A 19,405-nucleotide genomic window follows, 5' to 3' on the forward strand; every position below is an offset into this window, starting at 1 on the left:
GGTGGGGGACCACGAAAAAGGAACACTCGTGGATTCGAGATCACGATCCGCCGCCAGATCGCCGTGGGGCGCAGGGTGGCCTGCCGCCGTCACCACCGGGCCCGGCAGGGGCGCCTCCGGACCATAGAGTGGAGAGCAGTTGAGGGCACGTCAAGACGTTCCCGCCTGGCCACAAGCGGCCACCGCGCCGGTCGTTGAACTTTTTACCGAGGCTGCCCCAGGTCAGAGCCGCGCGGGTCCGGTGGGCGGGTTTTCCGACGGCGACGGCTCTCTTGACGGGGGTTCAGGCGCCGTGCTTTTCTCCGAAGCGTCACCACCGATCTCCCCGAGCCGCCGGGGAGTTGTTCGACTTGTATTGTTAGCGCTAACACTTCAGGTACTTGTTTCCGGACTTTGCTTTTGTGTCGTCAGTCCAGATTTGCCGTGCCGCCATCAACGGCCGGGGAGTGTGGCCGGAGGTCGGAGGAGGGCGAGACGGCTGGCGGTGCGATCGAGGTCGCGCATGAGGCCGGAGCCGGCGGGAAGGCCGGCGAGCGGGTCGGCGCCGATCAAGGTCAGCGGGACGTCGCGATCGCAGCAGACGTCGACCAGGTTGGCGAAGCGCCGACGGCCGTCGGGGGATGCCTCGGTGAGCGCCGGGACGCCGTCGAGAACGATGGCGGGGAAGCGTTCGGCGAGTGCGAGGTAGTCGGCGACGCTGGTGAGGCCCTCGCACAGCTCCGCGAAGCCGAACCAGACCAGGTCGTCGCGGACCGCCCGGGCCGGCAGGTCACGGTGGTGGGCGGTCACCAGGGTCGTTTCCTCGGGGCGAGGCGGAGTGAGGCCGGCCCCGGCCTCGTCGCCGGGATGGAGACGCGCTCCGAGACCGAACCCGTGAGCGCCGTCCGACCGGGGCTGCTGACGCCGGAAGTCCACCGGCCCCGAGACGTCGAGCACGTCCATCCGTTCCTCGATCAGCTTGATCGTCGGCTCGAACAGGTGATGGTAGAGCGGGTCGGGCATCAGCCCGGCGGGCGGGTAGTTGGACGTGGTGACGAGGGTGATCCGCCGGTCCAGCAGGGTGTGGAAGAGCCGGGCGACCAGCATCGCGTCACCCGCGTCGTGGGCGTGGAACTCGTCGAAGACGAGGATCCGGCAGTCGCCGAGCAACTCGTCCACGGCCCGGTCCACCGCCGAGCCGTCCGCGGTCCGGCTCCCGGCATGGTGGGCGACGCCGTCGTGCAGTCGGCGGAAGAAGCTGTGGAAGTGCAGCCGCCGCTTGCGCGGGGTCGGCAGACCGTCCAGGAAGGTGTCCACCAGCCAGCTCTTGCCGCGTCCGACCGGGCCCCAGAGGTAGAGATGGCGCGGCGGGCGGTGCAGCCGCCAGGCCGGGTGGGCCAGCTCGCCGGCCAGTCGGCTGAGCCGCTCGACCGGGGGCTGCTGCGCCGGGTCGAGCGTGAATCCGCGCTGCTCGGCGGCCCGGTGGAAGTGGTCACGCATCGCCTCGTACTGCTTCTGCACCCTGTCCGTCACGGCTTCGGACCCTAGCAGGGCGTCAGAACCGGGTGGATCACCGGGAGTTGACCGTGGCTCCTCCGTGGGGTCGTCCCTCGATCGTGTGCGGCCAGGGTTGGTTCGGCATCGCAAATGGATCTCTGGACACAATCGGTTTGTCATGCAAACCTTTCCCGCATGACGACTCAGCCTGTCCCGGCCCCGAACGACCCCCGCCACCTCCTGGCCATGAAGCGGGCCTTGGTCGACCAAGTCCGTCGCGAGCAGCGCGGTGCCTGGTTCCCGCTCCTGGTCTTCGCCGCCGTGCGGTTCGGTGCGGCGCCGGTGGTCCGCTACGGCCAAGGCGACCACGTCAGGCTGGCGTTCTGGTACTACCCGATGGCGCTGGTGCTCGCCTATGTGGCGATCACCTGGTTCTACCTGCGCCGTTCCAACCGGCTCGGCCTGGGGACCCGGGTCGGACCGTACGTGGCACTGGGTATCGCCCTCGCCCTGCCCATCTCCGCCAACGAGATGTGGAGGTCCATGGGCTCGGGGTTCTATCCCGACTTCCAGGAACCGACGCCCCTCTCCCTGTTCTTCGACCACGTGCTGAGCCCGGCCGGCACGATCGGCCTGGCGCTGCTGCTGCTCGCCCGGATCGAGCGCAGCTGGCCGCTCCTCGGCATCACCTGTGCCTACCTGGCCGTCATGCTCAGTCCCAGTGACCTTCCCCGTACGTCGGCGTGGGGCTTCCCGGGCATCCTGTTCGAAGGAGGCGTGCTGCTGCTCGGCGGCGTCGGCCTCGCCCTGCTGCAACGGGTCCAGGGACGGTCCGCCGCATGAACGAACACCCCACCAACAGCCTCGACGACATCGTGCACCAACGCGTCCGCCTGGGCATCCTCGCGGTGTCCAAGGAAGCCCGGCGGGTGGAGTTCACCTTCCTCCGCAGCACGCTCGGTCTCACCGCCGGCAATCTCTCCCAGCACCTCGGCGTCCTGGAGAAGGCGGGCCTGGTCACGATCGACAAGGGGTACGAGGGCAAACGCGCCCGCACCTGGATCCAGCTCACCAAGGCGGGCAAGGAGGCCCTGAACGACGAGATCGCGACGCTCAAGGCCCTGATCCACCAGCTCGAAGGCCCCGAAGGGCACGCAGGGCACGACGGCGAAGTCGACCTCGGTTCCGCGGCCGGGCAACCTCCGGCGGCTGAGGCAACGTCATAGATCGAGGACGACGCACCCGCTCCACCCGGGGTGGGTGCGTCGTCCTGAGGTCGGGCGAAGTGATCCCCGACAGCCCGGTTCCGTCCGGCCGGGCGAGACACCGATCGGAGCCCTTCCGCCGTGCAGCAGCCGCAGTCACAGCCCATCCGTACCCGTGCGGTCCTGGCCGGTATCACCGCGCTCGCACTGTCCACCGCCCTGACGGCCTGCGGCAGTGGCGGTACCCCGGCCGCCGACGCCAAGGCGGGCGGCAGCGCGGGCGCCAGTGCGGCAGCGGCCGCCCCGTCCGCCGCCGCGAGCAGTGCGCCGCCGAAGGAGACCAAGGTCGTGATGCCGACCGGGCCGGCCGCCGACCTGAAGAAGTCCCGTGACACCAAGGCCGGCCCGATCATGATGACCACCCTGGCGGGCCCGAAGTCCGGCGTCTCCGCCAATGTCTGGGTCTGGCTGCCGCCGCAGTACAACGACCCGAAGTACGCCAGGTTCGGCTTCCCGGTGCTCACCCTCTACGCGGGCGGTCAGAGCAACGGCTACAACACCTGGACGGACAACCAGTTGCCGATCCAGGAGATCGACGCCCAGCTGGTCCAGGAGCAGAAGGCCCACCCCTTCATCATGATCATGCCGGTGCAGAACCTGACGGCCGACGAGCACCGATCCCTGGACTGCTCCGACATCCCCGGCCAGCCCAAGATGGGTACCTGGCTGTCCCAGGACGTCCCGGACTTCGTCCGCGCCAACTTCCGCACCCTCAAGGGCCCTGCCAGCTGGGGCCTGATGGGCGCCTCCAGCGGAGCCGACTGCAGCGCCAAGCTGGCCATGCAGCACCCCGACCTCTACCGGGCCGCCGTGCCGATCGACGGTGGCTTCAAGGCGGACTCCCTCCTCTGGAAGGGCCACAAGGCCGAGCAGGACGCCAACAGCCCCGACAAGCTGATCTCCACCGGCAAGGCCGACGTCAGGATGCTCGCCACCGCCGGCGGCGCCAGCGCCTACGAGGTCAACCTGGTCAAGGAGTGGGTCGCGAAGGCCGTCCCGCCGACCACCGTCGAGTACTACGAGCAGCCCGGCGGCAAGCACAAGACCGTGGACTTCGACAAGTTGATCCCGATGAGCCTGCAGTGGCTCACCAAGAACCTCGCCGGACCGGAGAGCGACGGCTGACGACCCGTCCGACGGCTCCAGCTCCCCGAGCCCGAGGGCAACCTGCCCGGCCGGGCAACCTGATCCAGGGAGAACGTGGTCTGGACATATGAGGGGGGTGGTGCCGATGGGCAGCTACGACGACGAAGCGGAGTTCAGCAGCTTCGTACAGGGCAGGTGGAACGGGCTGGTCCGGACGGCGTACCTGCTGACCGGGAACCGGCACGACGCCGAGGACCTCGCCCAGACCACGCTGACCAAGGTGTACGCGTCCTGGCGACGGGTCCGCAGCAGCAACAGTCCGGACGCGTACGTGCGCCGCATCCTGGTGACGAGCAACATCGACCGCTTCCGCAAACGCCGCCTGGCGGAGTACCCGACGGACGAACTGCCGGAGCCGGGCGGCCCGCACGCACCGGACGCCAACGCGCAGACGGACCAGCGCCAGGTGCTCTTCGCGGCGCTCGCCACCCTGCCGGCCCGGCAACGGGCCGTGGTGGTGCTGCGCTACTGGGAGGACCTCTCCGAGGCCCAGGTCGCCGCAGCGCTCGACTGCTCCACCGGCACGGTCAAGAGCCAGGCCGCCAAGGGGCTGGCCAAGCTGCGCACCCACCTCGGACCCACCGGCCTCAGCACGCCGGCCACGACCGACTTCCGACCCGAGGTGCTCGCATGACCCGGCCCGACGAGAGCCACACCCCCGCCGACGAACCAGGGCTGCGCCACGCCCTCGCTCACGGCACCGCCGACCTCGCCATCTCCCCGGCGCCGTACGCCGCGATCGTCCGCGACGGCCGCGGGCTGCGGCGGCGCCGGACGGCGGTCCGGACCGCGCTCGCCGTGACGGCCGTCGTGGTGCCCGCCCTCACCCTCGCGCTGCTCCCGGGCCGCAACCCGGCGCCCCCACCGGGCCCGGCCACCGACCCGGTCGTGGTTACGGCAGTCCCGCAGGCCGAGTTCACCGCCTCCGCCGACGCGGCCGTCCCCAGGGACGTCAAGGTGACGCAGCTCAAAGGACGGCTCTCGGGCGTCGACGCCGAGGTGTTGGTCTGGCTCCCACCGCAGTACGACGACCCCGCGTACCGGCACCGCAGCTTCCCGGTCCTGGAGGTGCTCTCCAACTACCCGGGCTCCAGCAGCGCCTGGTTCAGCCTGCTGAAGGCGTCGGAGCAGCTCAAACCGATGATCGCGGACGGCACGGCCCTGCCGTTCATCCTGGTCTCGCCGCGAGCTTTCGGCCTCGCCGGCAGTTCGGACGCCGGCTGCGCGGACCTGCCCGGCCGGCCGCAGGCCGAGACCTGGATCACCGGCGACGTCCCTCAACTCGTCCTCGACAACTTCCGAGCCGAACGCGACCCCCGCAACTGGGCGTTGGCGGGCTACTCGGCCGGCGGCCACTGCGCGACCCGGCTGGCCCTCGCCCACCCCGACCGCTACAGCGCGGCGGTGAGCCTCAGCGGCTTCAACGACCCGGGCATGGAGCCGAGTTCACCCGAAGCACAGGACCCGGCGCTGCGCGAGAAGTACAACCCGCTGCACATGCTGCGCACGGCAGCCCCGCCACCGCGCGTCGACATCTACGCGAGCAGCACCGAGGAGGACACCCTCGCGGACGCCCAGGCCCTCGCCCAGGCGGCGAAAGCCCCGACCACCGTCACCGTCACCGAACTCAGCGGCCGACGCCTCACCCCGCTCTGGCGCGACGCCCTGCCGGACGTCTTCCGCTGGCTCTCCCAGCGACTGAAGTGAGCCGGCGGATCCGCAAGTGGACAACTCCCCGCAGAGAGTCGCCCGCCGCCCGCGCACGTCGCCAGCACCGAGGACGTCCGGCTGCGCCTCGCCTGCACCACACTGCTCGAAGCGGTCTCCCGTTGCTACCTTGGCGGTCCTCTGCCACCCGGTGACCATGCTGCGGCTCACTGGCCTGCGGCGGGGCTCAGCCGGTCAGGACGGACCGTGCGCCTTCGTGGCGGCGGCCGCGATCCCGGTCACTTCCCGTCTCCGCGCGCCAGCACCGGGCGAAGCGGGCCGGCGCCGCGTGCCGCCACCAGGCGCTCTGTGATGTCGGCTCCGCCCGCCGACGCACCCCCGCCCAACCCCGGCCACCATCCGACCCGCCGGCCCGCCGGCCCGTCTCCCCGAGGCTCGTACCCTCCCCGCTCGACAGGGCCAGGCATGCAGCGCCTACTGGCTGTGGGCGTCTGGGATGCGCCAGGTGATCAGGAAACGCTCCGATGGGGGCTGGCCGGGCCGCCCAACCGGGATCATGCTTTTCACGAGGTAGCCGAAGACCTGGTGCTGGGCCTCCTCGGAGATCTCGTCCCAGGTGTCCGGAGTCAGGGTCATCACCTCACGTACCAAGCTGTGGTCGGCCTCGGCGCGCAGCATCTCAATGCGGTCCTCGCGGTCCATCGTGTCGTCGGCGTGCATGGCCCGGATCGAGGCCGGGAGCAGGTTCGGCTCCGCGCGCAGACGCCGGACGATCTCCTGGCAGCCGTAGCGGAAGCCGAGATGCATCTCCAGCGCCTCGCAGTCCGGGTCCCGGTAGCCATAGGGCGAGCCGCTCTCGGCCCCTATGTAGTCGCCTTTTGAGCTGGAACGCCCTGACGACCTCCCGCCGCCGCGGCGCAGACCGCCGGTCGAGGAGGAGCCGCCACTCACCGGCTTCGACGGCGACCCGGACGGATTGGTGGACAAGTACGGACAGGTGCTGGCGTACTTCGGGCTCAACCACGAGAACACCGAGGTCCTCGTTGACGCAGCCGCGGTCGGACTGGTGGCCGACGTCTGGCGAGACGGCCCGTTGGACGCGATTCACGCGGCCGGTACGGGGCCGTCCAACGGCGAGATCTTCGCCCAGAGCGTTGACCTCTACCGGACGGCCCGCGCGGCTTTGCTCGCCGCCCGGGACGGCGGCCCGGAGGAGCTGTTCGTGTTCCAGACGATTGCGTCCGACGTGCGGCTGCGGTGGGCGGGCGGTTCCTCCTTCACCCTGATGGCCTGTGGAGAGCCCACCGAGGAGTTCTGCCAGTATGTCGACAGTGGGATCTGGTTCACCGGCAAGCAGATGAAGGAACTGGGCTGGCGGACCGCGTTGATGCACCGGGCGGTGTCGGCCGCGGTCAAGACCCCGGGCCACTTCGGCATGCCGGGCTGGCCCGCCGTCGCGGCCACCGCCCTGCGGAGATTCGGCGCGCTGGACCGGGCGGGCGCGCCCGGGACGCTGCACGACCTCCGCAGCCGTCGGAGCCGCGCTCCGAGAAGCACCGGACCGACTGGGTGCGGACGCGCTCGACTGGCTCTGCCGCCGGGGCGTGTTCGCCCCGGAAGCGGACGTGCCGCAGTGAACTGGGACGGCATCACCATCGGTGTCCTCGCGGCCTTCGGATGCGTCATGCTCGTGCTCACCCAGATCCGGGAGGTACTGGCCAAGCTGCCCGAACTCATCCGGGCCTGGCGCCGAGTGCGCCAGGAACTCGCGGCCCCGCTGCCGGACCCGGACGGGCACGACAGCGAGCCTGACACCGGCACCGGATGAGTTCGCCCGGTCGCACCTGGTGCTCGCGGCTCTCCACCGGATCCGTCGGGAACTCGGCGTATCGCTGCTGCGCGAGCGCTGGATCACCACCGACGTCCGAAGCGCGCCGATTGGGTGGTCGGAGGACCCTTACCGCCCGGCCATGGCGGAAGGTGACGTTCACCGGCGTCCGTTCCGCCCGGCTCCGGTGACCGCCCCACCACTACCGTTCCGGGCAGTCCAGTCCCTGAGGCACCTCCGAGAGGTCGACCCCATCAAGGAGCCCCGCTGCATAAGCCGCCCCGTTCTCCACGTCGTCCGGATGGATGAGGGAGTCGGGGATGTTCAACCCGCGCATGAGGGCCCGCACCGAAATGCTGTACGTCCGCCCCATGGTGGTCACGGGGCAGGGGAATGATCCGTCCCCGATCGCCCGCCGGGCAGCGGCCTCGGTGATCCCCATCGCTGCCGCAGCCTCTTGGACCCCGATGAACGCGGGCAGGAGGTCCGAAACCCGGTAACAGCGGTTCCGGTCCGAGGTGATCCCGCGGGCCGCCGCCTCTTCGCCCGGCGCCGAAAAGAGCCCTCCGGAGAAGTGACCGGACCGGACACTTTCGTGGAGGGCCATTGTGCGGTCCATGTAATTGTGCTCGTAGAACCAGGACCCGTACTGCTCACCCCGGATGACCGCCGCCATCTCAGGTGACTGTGCATCAGTAACCCTGATGAAAGGCACCCCGCCCCGCGCCGAGAGCTTGCTCGGAGCAGCCGGCAGGCGGAGTGATTCCATATCGAACCGGGAAGTCTCGCGCATAGTGACCTTCGCTCGGTCGTAGGCGGCGGAGAAGGCAGATTTCACCATGGCGCCCCTGACTGTTTTGGGGGGAAATCCTTGTGCGGTCTCTGTCCACGTGATGATCGCCGCTTCCGCCATGTCCGACTGGACTTCTTCTCGGTCGGTGTGGAAGTCCCGAGAGATCTTCCAGGATTTTGCCCGAAGAACGGGGGAGATGCAGTCCAGAACCACCATGCTCCACCTGTCGTCATTGTCCATGTCGCAGAGCCTTCCTAGTGCAACCATGGATTCCCAGAGATGGGATCGGGTTCCCGATGTCAATTTGATGCCGGATGGCACGGCAGATTTTCGGAATGTTCTGTAGTCCGGATGCTGCTTCACCGAGCAATCCTGAATATCCTGGGCATGGACGCAGACCGGCTCGTTCCCCAGAACCTTTTCGACGTAACGATGGATCCGGTCGAAGACGTCAGGCATTCACTGCACCCCATTTCGGAACCACTGTCCCGGGGAGAGCATGGCGGCTGGGGTCGGAGAACACTCGGCCCCTGCCTCCAGTTGGTCCGATCGAGTGAACGGTGTTTGCTGTGAATTTTCTGACGGACGAGATCACCGGGGCGTTCGCGGAGCCCGCGCTCGACTTTTTTGCTGAGACGTTTCTCCTGGAACATCGCCCCGGTCCGGAACGGCCTGTTGGGGAGATCGGCGAGCGTGGCGGGCGTATCGGTGCACGGGTGGGAGCCGTGCGGCTGCCTACTGTGGAGGGACGTTCGCACACCGATGAGGTGACGTCCCGTTCTGTGGGGAGTGGGTCCGATGGCTCGCAAGTTGGCGACGGTGGCAGCCGTCTGCTGTGTGCTGGTGGCGGTGGTCGCGGCGGCGCCGGCCGCCCCGGCGGCCGGCAGGCCGGGGGCCGGGGTCCGCCCGGGCCTGCACCTCCCGGCACCGCCGGTGGACCGGGCCAGGGCCGGTCAGTTGAAGGTTATGCCGCAGGACACCGACCCCGTGCCGGCGGGTGAGTTGGCGACCGTCCGCGCCCTGGTGGTCAACGACGGGTCCGACCGGAGCCAGGCCTTCACCGTGGTGGTGACCCTTCCTCAGGGCACCACGCCGGAGGAACCGTTCTTCCCCGAGAACTGCGCGGTCGACGGGCTCACGGTGACCTGCCACTACCGCAAGGGCTTGCCCGCCGGGAACAGCGCCATTGCGATCATCCCGGCCCGGCTCGCCGCCGACGCCACCGGCGTGCTCAACGGCGGCTCGGCCACGGTGAGCGAGGACACCGCTCCGGACGCGGCCGACACCGGCTATTACGACGTCCCGGTGGCCGACGCCGTGCTGAGCTGAGCTGGCCGGGCCGGGCCGTCGGTTAGGCCCGGTGGCACGCGCCGCCGGGGCGGCGGCACGGCAGTCGATGCCGCGTCACCGCGCCGTCGGCCTGGGCTCAGCGGTACACCCGGACGAAGTCCGAGGCGAAGCTGACCGTGCCGCCCTTCGGGGAGGGGTGGTAGTCACCGGAGCAGAGCGAGAGGTTGAGGATCAGGTAGGCGGACCAGTGTGCGCCGACGCCCTTCTTGTCCTCGAAGACCTTGACGTCGTTGACGTACCAGTCGACCGAGCCGGCGCGGTAGTGGGCGCCGATGGTGACCCACTCGCCGGGCTTCACGGCGGTGTCGTCGGTCCAGTACTTCTGAGCCGGAATGACGTGGTTGGTCAGTTCGAGCAGCGCCGGGTTGTCCGGGTGGTACTCGAAGGAGTCGATCTCGTTGCCGCCCTGGTGCCAGGTCCACAGCGCCGGCCAGGCCCCCCATCTCCTTGGGCGTCCGGATCCGGGTCTCGGCGTAGTCGCCGGTCTTCACCATGAACCGCTCGGAGATGTACTCGGTGGTGATCAGACCGGTGTCCCAGGCCTTGTGGCCGTTGGGAAGGGTGAAGTTGCTGGGGGTGGCGCTGAAGACCGCCGTGCCGTCGGTCACCGTGACTTTGTCGGGGTCGATCCGGTCGAGCTTGTCGTCATCCGGGTTGTAGTTGCCGTAGCGGTAGGCGCTGCTGGTCGCCTTGTTCCACTTGGCCGCGGAGATCGGGCCGTCGAACTCCTCCCGCCAGATCAGCTTCTTGCCGGCCACCGGCGCAGACGGGTCGGCGTTGGAGGAACCCGTGACGGTGAACACCTGCTCCGGGAGGTTGTACCAGGCGCCGGCCTGGTCCTGGTAGTACCCGAACATCCGGTACGTGCCCGCCGGGAACGACCGCGCGCCGGTCTTCACGGTCACGTCCTCGGTGCAGACCTGCTGGTTCGCCACCGCCCCGGGGAAGTCCAGGTTGTTGCCGGCGGCGTCCCGGACCCCGACGCCCACCACCGCCGCGGTGAAGCACTTCGACGCGTGCAGGGTCAGTTGACCCGTCACCGGGGTCTCGGCGGTCGCGTCGTCCGGGGCCACCCGGTCCGCGGTCACCACGAGAGGGGCCGGGGCGACGGTGAAGGTCTGCTCCGGCAGGTTCTTCCAGGCACCGCTCTGCTCCTGGTAGTACCCGAACATCCGGTACGTCCCCGCCGCGAACGACCGCGCCCCGGTCTTCACGGTCAGCCCCTTCGGGCAGATCTGCTGGTTCGTCAGACCGCCGGGAAAGTCCAGGTTGTTGCCCGTCGCGTCCCGGATGCCCACCCCCAGCGAGGCCACCGTGAAGCAGGCGGAGGACTTGACCTCCGGTCGGTACATGAATGCCGTTTGGGTGAGCAGCGCTCTGACTCTCCCTCAACAAGGTGATCTGGCGGAGCCGCCCGGCCTCGGCGGTCAGGCGGCGGTGTGCGGGGGCGGGCAACGGAGTGCAGGGACGCACCCAACCCGGTGACAGAGTGAGCATTAGTCATATTTCCATGCTGGCCGAGGGTATCGAGGGAGCGCCGGGTTCGGCCCTCTGGCTGGAGATGACGTGTGAAGGCAGCAAGCGTGCCGAGCTCCGCTCGGTGGTCCGCACTGGTGCGCCGGGTCCGTTGGTTGGCACCCACCGTGCTGGCCCTGACCGTGCTCTGCTTCGGCACGGGCGGGCCGGCCGCCGCCGGGAGCGCCGAGTGTGCCGAGGGCGGAGGCGGGCTGACCGGGCGTCAGAGCCGGGTGACGGAGGTTGACGGGCCGCTGCTGCTCTCGCTGGCGAACGGCAGTGCCGGCCCGCGCTCCGAGCTGTCGGTCGCGACCGGGCCGGGTGCCCCCGCCTGGCTGGGGGACCTCCCGGCAGGCCGGGAGGTGACGATCACCAGGGCCACCCCGGCCGGGGACGGCGTGGCGGAGCCCGAGCTGTTGGTCCGCACCCCCCGCTGTCCCGCTCCCTCGACCGTCCCCTTCGCCGACGACCCCGCCTCCGATGGTGCGCCGCACGCCCGGCTGCAGTCCTGGGGCCGGACCCCGGCCGCACGGGTGGCTCCGGGTGAGACCTTCCGCTACACCATCACGGTGGTCAACCACGGCCCCTCGGCGGCCCGGGACGTGGTGGTGACGGACAACCTCCCCCGCCCACTGCTCTTCGTCTCCTCCGAGGACGGCTGCACGGCCCGAGGGCAGAAGGTCACCTGCGGGCCGAGACCGCTGGTGGTCCCGGGCACCACCGCCTCCTGGGTGATCCTGGTCCGCCTGGACCCGGCGTACACCGGCACCGGCGACGAGATCGCCAACCAGGGCAGCGTCGCCTCCAGCACCCCCGACCCGCGCCCCGTGAACAACACCGGACCCCGCCCCGGCGCCGGGCTCCCCGGCGGATCGGTGACGGGGCCGACGGCGGACCTGGCGATCGCCAAGAGACCGTCAGGAACCGGTCCCGTCACACCCGGTGAGACCTTCGAGTACCTGCTCACGGTGGTCAACCACGGCCCCTCCGAGGCTGCGGCCGTGACCGTCACGGACCAACTGCCGTCCGCCCTCGCCTTCGTGTCCTCCGCCGACGGCTGCACCGGCCCGGCCGACACCTACGGCGCGATGCTGACCTGCCCCGTCCTGGACCGCCTCGCACCCGCCGCCACGAAGAGCCGCTCCGTCACCGTGCGGCTCGACCCGGCCTACGACGGCGACGGCTCGGACGTGCTGAACCGGGCCACGGTGAGCTCGACCACCCCGGACCCGGAGGTGGCGAACAACACCGTCGCGGTGACCGGCCTGCCGAATCCCGACAGCACCCTCCGGCCCGGCCCACCGGCCGCGGACCACACCGTCACCGTCGGTCCCGCCCCGGCCGTCCACTCCGGCCGGCAGAGCACCGCCCGGCTCACCGTCAGCAGCCTCGGCCCGTCCACGAGGCGGCAGCCCGGCGTCGTCACCGTGACGATGCCCGAGCGGACCACCGTGCCGAGCACGGGACTTCCGCCGGGCTGCACGGCGGAGGCGAGCGGCCGTCAGCTGCGCTGCACCGTCACCCCCGGCCGACGCCGATCCGCCGACATGCCGTTCGCGGTGGACTTCCCGGTCGACGTCGCGCCGTCCGCGCCTCCGAACACCACACTGACCGGCGGCACCGCCGTCGTCCAGAGTCCAGAAGACCGCAACTCCGCCAACGACAAGGCGAGTTGGACCGTTGCCACGTTGGGCGGGAGTGCCGACCTGGAGACCACCAAACGGGCCGTGCTCCCCGCCGGGCGGCAGGCGGTTTCTCCCGGGGACGTCTTCGCCTACCGGATCGCCGTGCGCAACCACGGCCCCTCCGACGCACGCGGCCTGACGGTCACGGACCCGCTGCCCGCTCCGCTCACCTTCGTCTCCGCACCGGACGGCTGCGCCGCGACCGGACAGACCGTCAGCTGCCGCTCCACCGGCCCGCTCCAGGCCGGGGAGACGGCCGTGTTCGACCTCACGGTGCGGCTGGCGGCCGGCTTCCGGGGCAGCGGCTCGGCCGTCGACAACATCGCCACCGCCACCTCGGACACCCCGGACCCGGACCGCGCCAACAACACCAACCGGGCGGGCACCACCGGCCCCGACGGCGGGCCGCTGCCCGTCACGATCCCGCCGACTCCCGGCCCGGAATCCACCCCCACTCCGAAGCCCGCTCCCACCCCCACCTTCGGCCCGAAGCCGCTCCCGGACACCGGCAGCCACCTGCCGGCCGCGCTGCCGGTGACCGCATCGGTCGCGCTCCTCGCCGGAGCGGGCCTGCTGGCACTCTCCCGCCGGTGGCGCCGCCTGGACGGGGCCCGGCGCTGGCCCCGGTCATGACCCGTCCCAACGAAAGGGCAGGATCCGTGCAGGCATCCCCGCACCCCCACCGGTGCCGATGGCCACGCCCGCTCCAGGCCTTGGCCGCCGCCGTCCTCGGCCTCGGCCTGATCGCCGCCGTGGCCGCCGGCACTCCCGGTCACGCCGATCCGCTGGGCCGGACGGCCCACCGCGCCACAGTGACGTTCCCCGTCCACGAGGCCTTCGACTCCGCCACCAACAGCGGGACCACCTCCGGCACGGTGACCTTCGACAACGGCTGGATGCGCCTCACCAGCGCCAGCGCCAGCCAGGCCGGCGCCTGGCAGACGAACGACTCCTTCCCGGCCGACCTGGGCATCATCGCCGAGTTCCAGTACGCCAGTTGGGGCGGCAGCACCTGGGACGGCAAGCGTGGCGACGGCATGGCCTTCTTCCTCGCCGACGGTGCGGCCACCCGTGGCACGGGCGCGCTCGGCGGAGCCCTGGGTTACGCGTGCGCCGGGACGACCAGCACGTGCAACACCAACGGCCTACCCGGGGCGTTCCTGGGCGTGGGCATCGACGAGTTCGGCAACTTCTCCTCCAACCTCATCGGCAACGGCGGACCGGGCGCGGCCACGAACAAGATCGTGGTGCGCGGCGGCGGCGACAAGAACACCGGCTACCGCTTCGGCACCAGCGCCAACGGTCCCGGCGGGTCGGTCGAGACCGGCAGCCGGGCCAAGCTGCGCACCATCCGGATCTCGCTGCTCCCCAAGGACAAGAAGCTGCTGCTGTCGCTCTGGTCCGACAGTGGACCGGGTACCACCCTGACGCAGCTGATCACCGACTTCGACATCAACACCATCACCGACCAGCCGAAGCTGCCCAGCACCCTGAGGGTGGGATTCTCGGCCAGCACCGGCGGGGCCACCAACAACCACGAGATCGCCGACCTCACCATCAACGCACCAGCCAACCTCTCGATCGCCAAGACCGGCACCCCGGCCTCCGCCAAGGCCGGGGCCGACAGGGTGACCTACACCGTCACCGTCTCCAACGACGCGACCAACGACGTCACCGGTGCCCGCGTCCAGGACACCGTGCCCGGTCTGACCTCGGTCTCCTGGACCTGCACCGCCTCCAGCGGCAGCACCTGCGGGCAGGCATCCGGCACCGGCAACACCATCGACACCACCGCCGACCTCAAACGCGGCGGCACCGCCACGTACACCGTGACCGGCACCGCCCCGACCTCGCCGACCACCCTGCGCAACACCGCCACCGTCACGGCGCCCAAGGACCGGACCGACCTCAACCCCGCCGACAACACCGCCACCGCCGTCACCGAGATCACGGCCGGCCCGGCCGACATCACCACCGGCAAGGAGGCCCTCGGCAAGGGCCCGGTCATCCCCGGGCAGACCTTCGACTACCGGATCACCACCACCAACCTCGGCCCGGCCGACACCACCAGGGCCGTCATGACGGACGTGCTGCCCAGCCCGCTGCTGTACGTCTCCGCCTCCCCGGGGTGCACCGCCGACGGGCGGAGGATCAGCTGCGGTCCGGTCGCCAACCTGGCGGCGGGGGCGGCGACCTCATGGACCGTCACCGTGCGGCTCGACCCGGCCTACGCGGGTGACGGCAGCGACGCCCGCAACACCGCGACCTCCGCCTCGGACGCCGTCGACCCGAAGGCCGACAACAACACGAGTGCCGCCACCGGGCCGCCGGGCGGCGTGGCGGCCGCCCAGGCGGACCTGGCGGCGGCCAAGAGCGCCGTCGGCACCACCCCAGTGGCCCCCGGCGAGACCTTCGACTACCGGGTGACGGTCACCAACACCGGCCCTTCCCAGGCAGTCGGCGTCCGGGCGCTCGACCCGCTCCCGGTCACGCTGGCGTTCGTCTCATCCACCGACAAGTGCGGCTCCACGGGGCAGTCGGTGACCTGCACGAGCACCGACCCGCTCGCCCCCGGCGCCTCCAGGTCCTGGACGTTCACCGTGCGCCTGGACCCCGGCTACAAGGGCGACGGCACGGACGTCCGCAACACCGCCACGGCCGCCGCGACCACCGCCGACCCGGTGGCCGCGAACAACACCAGCCCGTCCGCCGGGCCGCCCGGCGGGACCGTCCGTTCCCCGGAGGCGGACCTGGACTTCGGCAAGACCACTCCCTGACGACCCGTCACCGGCCGTCGGCCGCTGACCCACCCGTGGAACAGGAACCGATGCACACCACCACACCCACCTCACGCCGACGGTCGACCCGCCGGCTGACGGCCGGCGCGCTCACCGTGCTGCTGGCCCTGGGGCCGGCTGCCGCCGCGACCGCAGCACGGCCGGCCGTGGCGCCCGGCGAGACCTTCACCTACACCCTGAGCACCAAGAACAAGGGCCCCTCGGTGGCCAAGAACGTCACCGCCAAGGACACCCTGCCGGACGGCATCACCTTCGTCTCCTCCGACGACGGCTGCACGGCGGTGGGGCAGAAGGTCACCTGCGGGCCGGCGGCGGAGCTGGCGGTCGGCGCCACCAAGAGCTGGAGCATGGTGGTGCGGCTGAGCCCCTCGTACGAGGGCGACGGTTCGGACCTGGGCAACGTCGCCACCACCGCCTCGGACGCCCACGACCCGGCCACGGGGAACAACACCAACCCACCGGTGCGGCCCGACGGTCCGTTCGACCGCAAGTCCGACCTCTCCACCACCAAGGCCGGGGTGGGCGCCGGGCCGGTCGTCCCGGGCACCGAGTTCGAGTACCTGATCACCACCACCAACCACGGGCCCTCGGACGCCCCGAACGCGATGGTCACCGACAAGCTGCCCGCCGGACTCACCTTCGTCTCCTCCGCGGACGGCTGCACCGCAACCAGCCAGGACGTGACCTGCGGGCCCGTCACGAAGCTGGCCGCCGGCGCCTCCACGGCCTGGAAGATCAAGGTCCTGCTGGCCGCCTCCTACCGGGGCGACGGCACCGACCTGAAGAACACCGCCACCTCCAAGTCCGACGCGGCGGACCCCGTCCCCGGGAACAACACCAGCAAGCCCGCCGACCTGCCCGGCGGACTCGGCGGCGCCGAGGCGGACCTCTCGGCCGTCAAGAAGGCCGGCTCCGACACCCCGGTGGCCCCCGGCGAGACCTTCGACTACCGGATCACGGCCACCAACAAGGGCCCCTCCGACGCCACCGTGGTGACCTCGACCGACAAGCTCCCGGCCATGCTGAGTTTCGTCTCCTCACCGAACGGGTGCACCGCCAACGGACAGACCGTCAGCTGCGGCCCGCAGCCGACCCTGGTCGCGGGCGACTCGCTGACCTGGACCCTCAAGGTGCGGATCGACCCCGGCTACAAGGGGGACGGCTCCGACATCCTCAACACCGCCACGGTGGCCTCCGCCACCAAGGACCCCGTCCCGGCCAACAACACCAGCAACGCGGCCGGCCCGCCCGGCTCCAAGGTCAACCCCCCGACCGCGGACCTCGGCGTCACCAAGAAGGCGGTCGGCACCTCGGCGCCGACCCCCGGGGCGACCTTCGACTACCTGATCACCGTCGTCAACAACGGCCCCTCCGCCGACGCGTACGGCGTGACCCTCGCCGACAAGCTCCCCAAGGAGCTGATCTACGTCTCCTCCACCCCGGCCGGCTGCACCGAGACCGGCACGGTGGTGACCTGCAAGCGGCCCACCCCGCTGAAGGTCGGCGAGAGCGAGCAGTACGTGCTGACCGTCAAGCTCGACCCCGCCTACCGGGGCGACGGCAGCGCGATCAAGAACAGCGCCAAGGTCACCGCCGACAACATCGACCCCAAGACCGACAACGACAGCTCCACCACCGGCCTGCCCGACGGCAAGGCCGGCGACCCCCGGGCGGACGTCTCCACCGCGAAGGAGACCGTCACGACCACGCCGATCGCCCCCGGCGAGACGTTCCAGTACGCGGTGACCGCCACCGACAACGGCCCCTCCGACGCCCTCGGCGTGACGATCAGCGACACCCTCCCCGCCCAACTGCTCTTCGTCTCCTCGGCGGACGGCTGCACCGCCTCCGGACAGGTCGTCAGCTGCGGACCGGCCGCCATCGCCTCCGGCACCTCGCACCGCTGGGTGTTCACCGTCCGACTCGACCCGGCCTACAGCGGCAACGGCTCCGACATCCGCAACATCGCCAAGGCCACGGCCACCACCGAGGACCCCGTCCCCGACAACAACACCAGCAACGCGGCCGGCCCGCCCGGCAACCTCGTCAGGGGCCCGGAAGCCGACCTGGAGATCGACAAGGTGCCCTCCTGACGGCCCCGGCTCCCTGGGCCGACCTCGGCCCAGGGATAGCGCTGCGGCTTTGGGGGTACAGCTCGAACTCGGCGCGGCGCAACAAGATCCTCGGTACCGGCTTCCCTTCTGGCGAGGGTCACCTGTCGGCCAGGCACAAAAGAAGCTGATGGGCTCGGTCGCTCTGCGGGTCCGTTCTCCGTTTCACTCTCATTTCACATCGCGAGCCGTTGGACGGTCGACGGCGGGTTCGAAGACAGCGTTTCCGCAGGCCAGGAGGGTGCTGACCTGCGGAAACGATGAGAGATCAACCTGCATTTCCGCAGGTCAGAGGGGGTCCTACAGGTCGTAGTACAGCTCGAACTCGTGCGGGTGCGGCCGGAGCGCGATCGGGGCGATCTCGTTGGTGCGCTTGAAGTCGATCCAGGTCTCGATCAGGTCCGGGGTGAAGACGCCGCCCGCGAGGAGGTACTCGTGGTCGGCCTCCAGGGCTTCCAGGACGGCGCCGAGGGAGGCGGGGACCTGGGGGACGGAGGCGTGCTCGTCGGGGGCGAGCTCGTAGAGGTCCTTGTCGACCGGCTCGAGGGGCTCGATCTTGTTCTTGATGCCGTCGAGGCCGGCCATCAGCATGGCGGCGAAGGCGAGGTAGGGGTTGGAGGAGGGGTCGGGCGCGCGGAACTCGATGCGCTTGGCCTTGGCGTTGGAGCCGGTGATCGGGATCCGGATCGCGGCGGAGCGGTTGCGCTGGGAGTAGACCAGGTTGACCGGGGCCTCGAAGCCGGGGACCAGGCGGTGGTACGAGTTCACCGAGGGGTTGGTGAAGGCGAGCAGCGAGGGGGCGTGCTTGAGCAGGCCGCCGATGTAGTAGCGGGCGGTGTCGGAGAGGCCCGCGTAGCCCTGCTCGTCGTAGAAGAGCGGGGAGCCCTCGGTCCACAGCGACTGGTGGACGTGCATGCCCGAGCCGTTGTCGCCGAAGATCGGCTTCGGCATGAAGGTGGCGGTCTTGCCGTTCCGCCAGGCGACGTTCTTGATGATGTACTTGAACAGCATCAGGTCGTCGGCGGCGTGCAGCAGGGTGTTGAACTTGTAGTTGATCTCGGCCTGCCCGGCGGTGCCCACCTCGTGGTGCTGGCGCTCGACCTCGAGGCCGGCGGCGGAGAGCTCGAGGGACATCTCGGCGCGCAGGTCGGCGAAGTGGTCGACCGGCGGGATCGGGAAGTAGCCGCCCTTGTACTTGACCTTGTAGCCACGGGCGTCGCCCTCGGCGGAGCCGGAGTTCCAGGCGCCGGCCTCGGAGTCGATGTGGTAGTACGAGGCGTTCGCGCTGGTCTCGAAGCGGACCGAGTCGAAGACGTAGAACTCGGCCTCGGGCCCGAAGTAGGCGGTGTCGGCGATGCCGGAGGAGGCGAGGTAGGCCTCGGCCTTCTTGGCGACGTTGCGCGGGTCGCGGCTGTAGGCCTCGCCGGTGATCGGGTCCTGGATGAAGAAGTTGATGTTGAGGTGCTTCTCCTTCCGGAACGGGTCGAGCCTGGCGGTGGTCAGGTCCGGGACGAGCGCCATGTCGGACTCGTGGATGGCCTGGAAACCGCGGATCGACGAGCCGTCGAACATCAGGGTCTCGGACGGGTCGAAGGTCGCCGCAGGCACTGAGAAGTGCTGCATGACGCCCGGCAGGTCGCAGAACCTCACGTCGACGAACTTGATGTCGTTGTCCGCGATGTACTGCTTGACCTCGGCGGCGTTGTTGAACATCCATCCTCCTCAGCGGGCCGTGTGGTGGCTCACCCTAGGAATGTGCCGTTTCCGGTT

15 protein-coding genes are annotated in these 19,405 nt (G+C 70.3%); 10 read left to right on the plus strand and 5 right to left on the minus strand.

What is annotated here, in order from left to right; genetic code table 11:
* Nucleotides 1–432 precede the first annotated feature (432 nt).
* Nucleotides 433–1,512 (minus strand): cell division protein ZapE, encoded by a 1,080-nt coding sequence (gene zapE, locus F4556_RS27160; RefSeq protein ID WP_313068682.1) that lies wholly within the window; start codon nucleotides 1,510–1,512, stop codon nucleotides 433–435.
* A gap of 159 nt (nucleotides 1,513–1,671) precedes the next feature.
* On the opposite strand from zapE, the gene F4556_RS27165 reads away from it, so the two are divergent.
* From F4556_RS27165 to F4556_RS27185, 5 genes are all read left to right on the plus strand, one after another.
* Nucleotides 1,672–2,319, plus strand: coding sequence for a hypothetical protein (locus F4556_RS27165; RefSeq protein WP_184920535.1), 648 nt, complete (start codon nucleotides 1,672–1,674; stop codon nucleotides 2,317–2,319).
* Complete coding sequence (locus F4556_RS27170) at nucleotides 2,316–2,702, plus strand: winged helix-turn-helix domain-containing protein (RefSeq protein WP_184920537.1); 387 nt, start codon at nucleotides 2,316–2,318, stop codon at nucleotides 2,700–2,702. Before F4556_RS27165 ends, F4556_RS27170 begins: the two co-directional genes overlap by 4 nt.
* A 120-nt stretch (nucleotides 2,703–2,822) precedes the next feature.
* Nucleotides 2,823–3,866 carry an alpha/beta hydrolase gene (locus F4556_RS27175; RefSeq protein WP_313068684.1) on the plus strand — a complete coding sequence of 348 codons (1,044 nt, stop codon included), beginning with the start codon at nucleotides 2,823–2,825 and terminating at the stop codon, nucleotides 3,864–3,866.
* A gap of 106 nt (nucleotides 3,867–3,972) precedes the next feature.
* On the plus strand, nucleotides 3,973–4,521 hold the full coding sequence (locus tag F4556_RS27180) for a SigE family RNA polymerase sigma factor (protein WP_184920540.1): 549 nt from the start codon (nucleotides 3,973–3,975) through the stop codon (nucleotides 4,519–4,521).
* Nucleotides 4,518–5,594, plus strand: a complete 1,077-nt coding sequence (locus F4556_RS27185; RefSeq protein WP_184920542.1) for an alpha/beta hydrolase — start codon at nucleotides 4,518–4,520, stop codon at nucleotides 5,592–5,594. Before F4556_RS27180 ends, F4556_RS27185 begins: the two co-directional genes overlap by 4 nt.
* A gap of 435 nt (nucleotides 5,595–6,029) precedes the next feature.
* Here the strand turns inward: F4556_RS27185 and F4556_RS27190 are convergent, their stop codons facing one another.
* Nucleotides 6,030–6,542, minus strand: a complete 513-nt coding sequence (locus tag F4556_RS27190; RefSeq protein WP_184920544.1) for a hypothetical protein — start codon at nucleotides 6,540–6,542, stop codon at nucleotides 6,030–6,032.
* Here F4556_RS27190 and F4556_RS38505 point away from each other — a divergent pair.
* The gene (locus F4556_RS38505) at nucleotides 6,535–7,383 is read left to right on the plus strand and encodes a hypothetical protein (RefSeq protein WP_246511093.1); all 849 of its coding nucleotides are present in this window, start codon (nucleotides 6,535–6,537) and stop codon (nucleotides 7,381–7,383) included. The genes F4556_RS27190 and F4556_RS38505 overlap by 8 nt on opposite strands.
* Nucleotides 7,384–7,585: 202 nt before the next feature.
* Here the strand turns inward: F4556_RS38505 and F4556_RS27200 are convergent, their stop codons facing one another.
* Entirely contained in the window at nucleotides 7,586–8,635 is a 1,050-nt protein-coding gene (locus F4556_RS27200; RefSeq protein ID WP_184920546.1) for a hypothetical protein, read from the minus strand.
* Between the two features lie 339 nt (nucleotides 8,636–8,974).
* On the opposite strand from F4556_RS27200, the gene F4556_RS27205 reads away from it, so the two are divergent.
* Entirely contained in the window at nucleotides 8,975–9,505 is a 531-nt protein-coding gene (locus tag F4556_RS27205; protein ID WP_184920548.1) for a hypothetical protein, read from the plus strand.
* A gap of 164 nt (nucleotides 9,506–9,669) precedes the next feature.
* Here the strand turns inward: F4556_RS27205 and F4556_RS38510 are convergent, their stop codons facing one another.
* Nucleotides 9,670–10,878 carry a hypothetical protein gene (locus F4556_RS38510; protein ID WP_246511094.1) on the minus strand — a complete coding sequence of 403 codons (1,209 nt, stop codon included), beginning with the start codon at nucleotides 10,876–10,878 and terminating at the stop codon, nucleotides 9,670–9,672.
* Between the two features lie 231 nt (nucleotides 10,879–11,109).
* On the opposite strand from F4556_RS38510, the gene F4556_RS27215 reads away from it, so the two are divergent.
* The 3 genes from F4556_RS27215 (at nucleotide 11,110) to F4556_RS27225 (ending at nucleotide 17,617) form a co-directional block, all read left to right on the plus strand.
* Entirely contained in the window at nucleotides 11,110–13,359 is a 2,250-nt protein-coding gene (locus F4556_RS27215) for a DUF11 domain-containing protein (protein WP_184920550.1), read from the plus strand.
* A gap of 80 nt (nucleotides 13,360–13,439) precedes the next feature.
* On the plus strand, nucleotides 13,440–15,503 hold the full coding sequence (locus F4556_RS27220; RefSeq protein WP_246511095.1) for a lectin-like domain-containing protein: 2,064 nt from the start codon (nucleotides 13,440–13,442) through the stop codon (nucleotides 15,501–15,503).
* Between the two features lie 50 nt (nucleotides 15,504–15,553).
* Nucleotides 15,554–17,617 (plus strand): DUF11 domain-containing protein, encoded by a 2,064-nt coding sequence (locus tag F4556_RS27225; RefSeq protein ID WP_184920553.1) that lies wholly within the window; start codon nucleotides 15,554–15,556, stop codon nucleotides 17,615–17,617.
* A 318-nt stretch (nucleotides 17,618–17,935) separates the two neighbouring features.
* On the opposite strand, the gene glnA is transcribed toward F4556_RS27225, so the two are convergent.
* Nucleotides 17,936–19,348: a type I glutamate--ammonia ligase gene (glnA, locus tag F4556_RS27230; RefSeq protein WP_184920555.1), complete on the minus strand. Its 1,413-nt coding sequence runs from the start codon at nucleotides 19,346–19,348 to the stop codon at nucleotides 17,936–17,938.
* Nucleotides 19,349–19,405: the final 57 nt, after the last annotated feature.

It is taken from the genome of Kitasatospora gansuensis, from assembly GCF_014203705.1.
In the GTDB taxonomy this organism is placed as follows: Bacteria; Actinomycetota; Actinomycetes; order Streptomycetales; family Streptomycetaceae; genus Kitasatospora; species Kitasatospora gansuensis.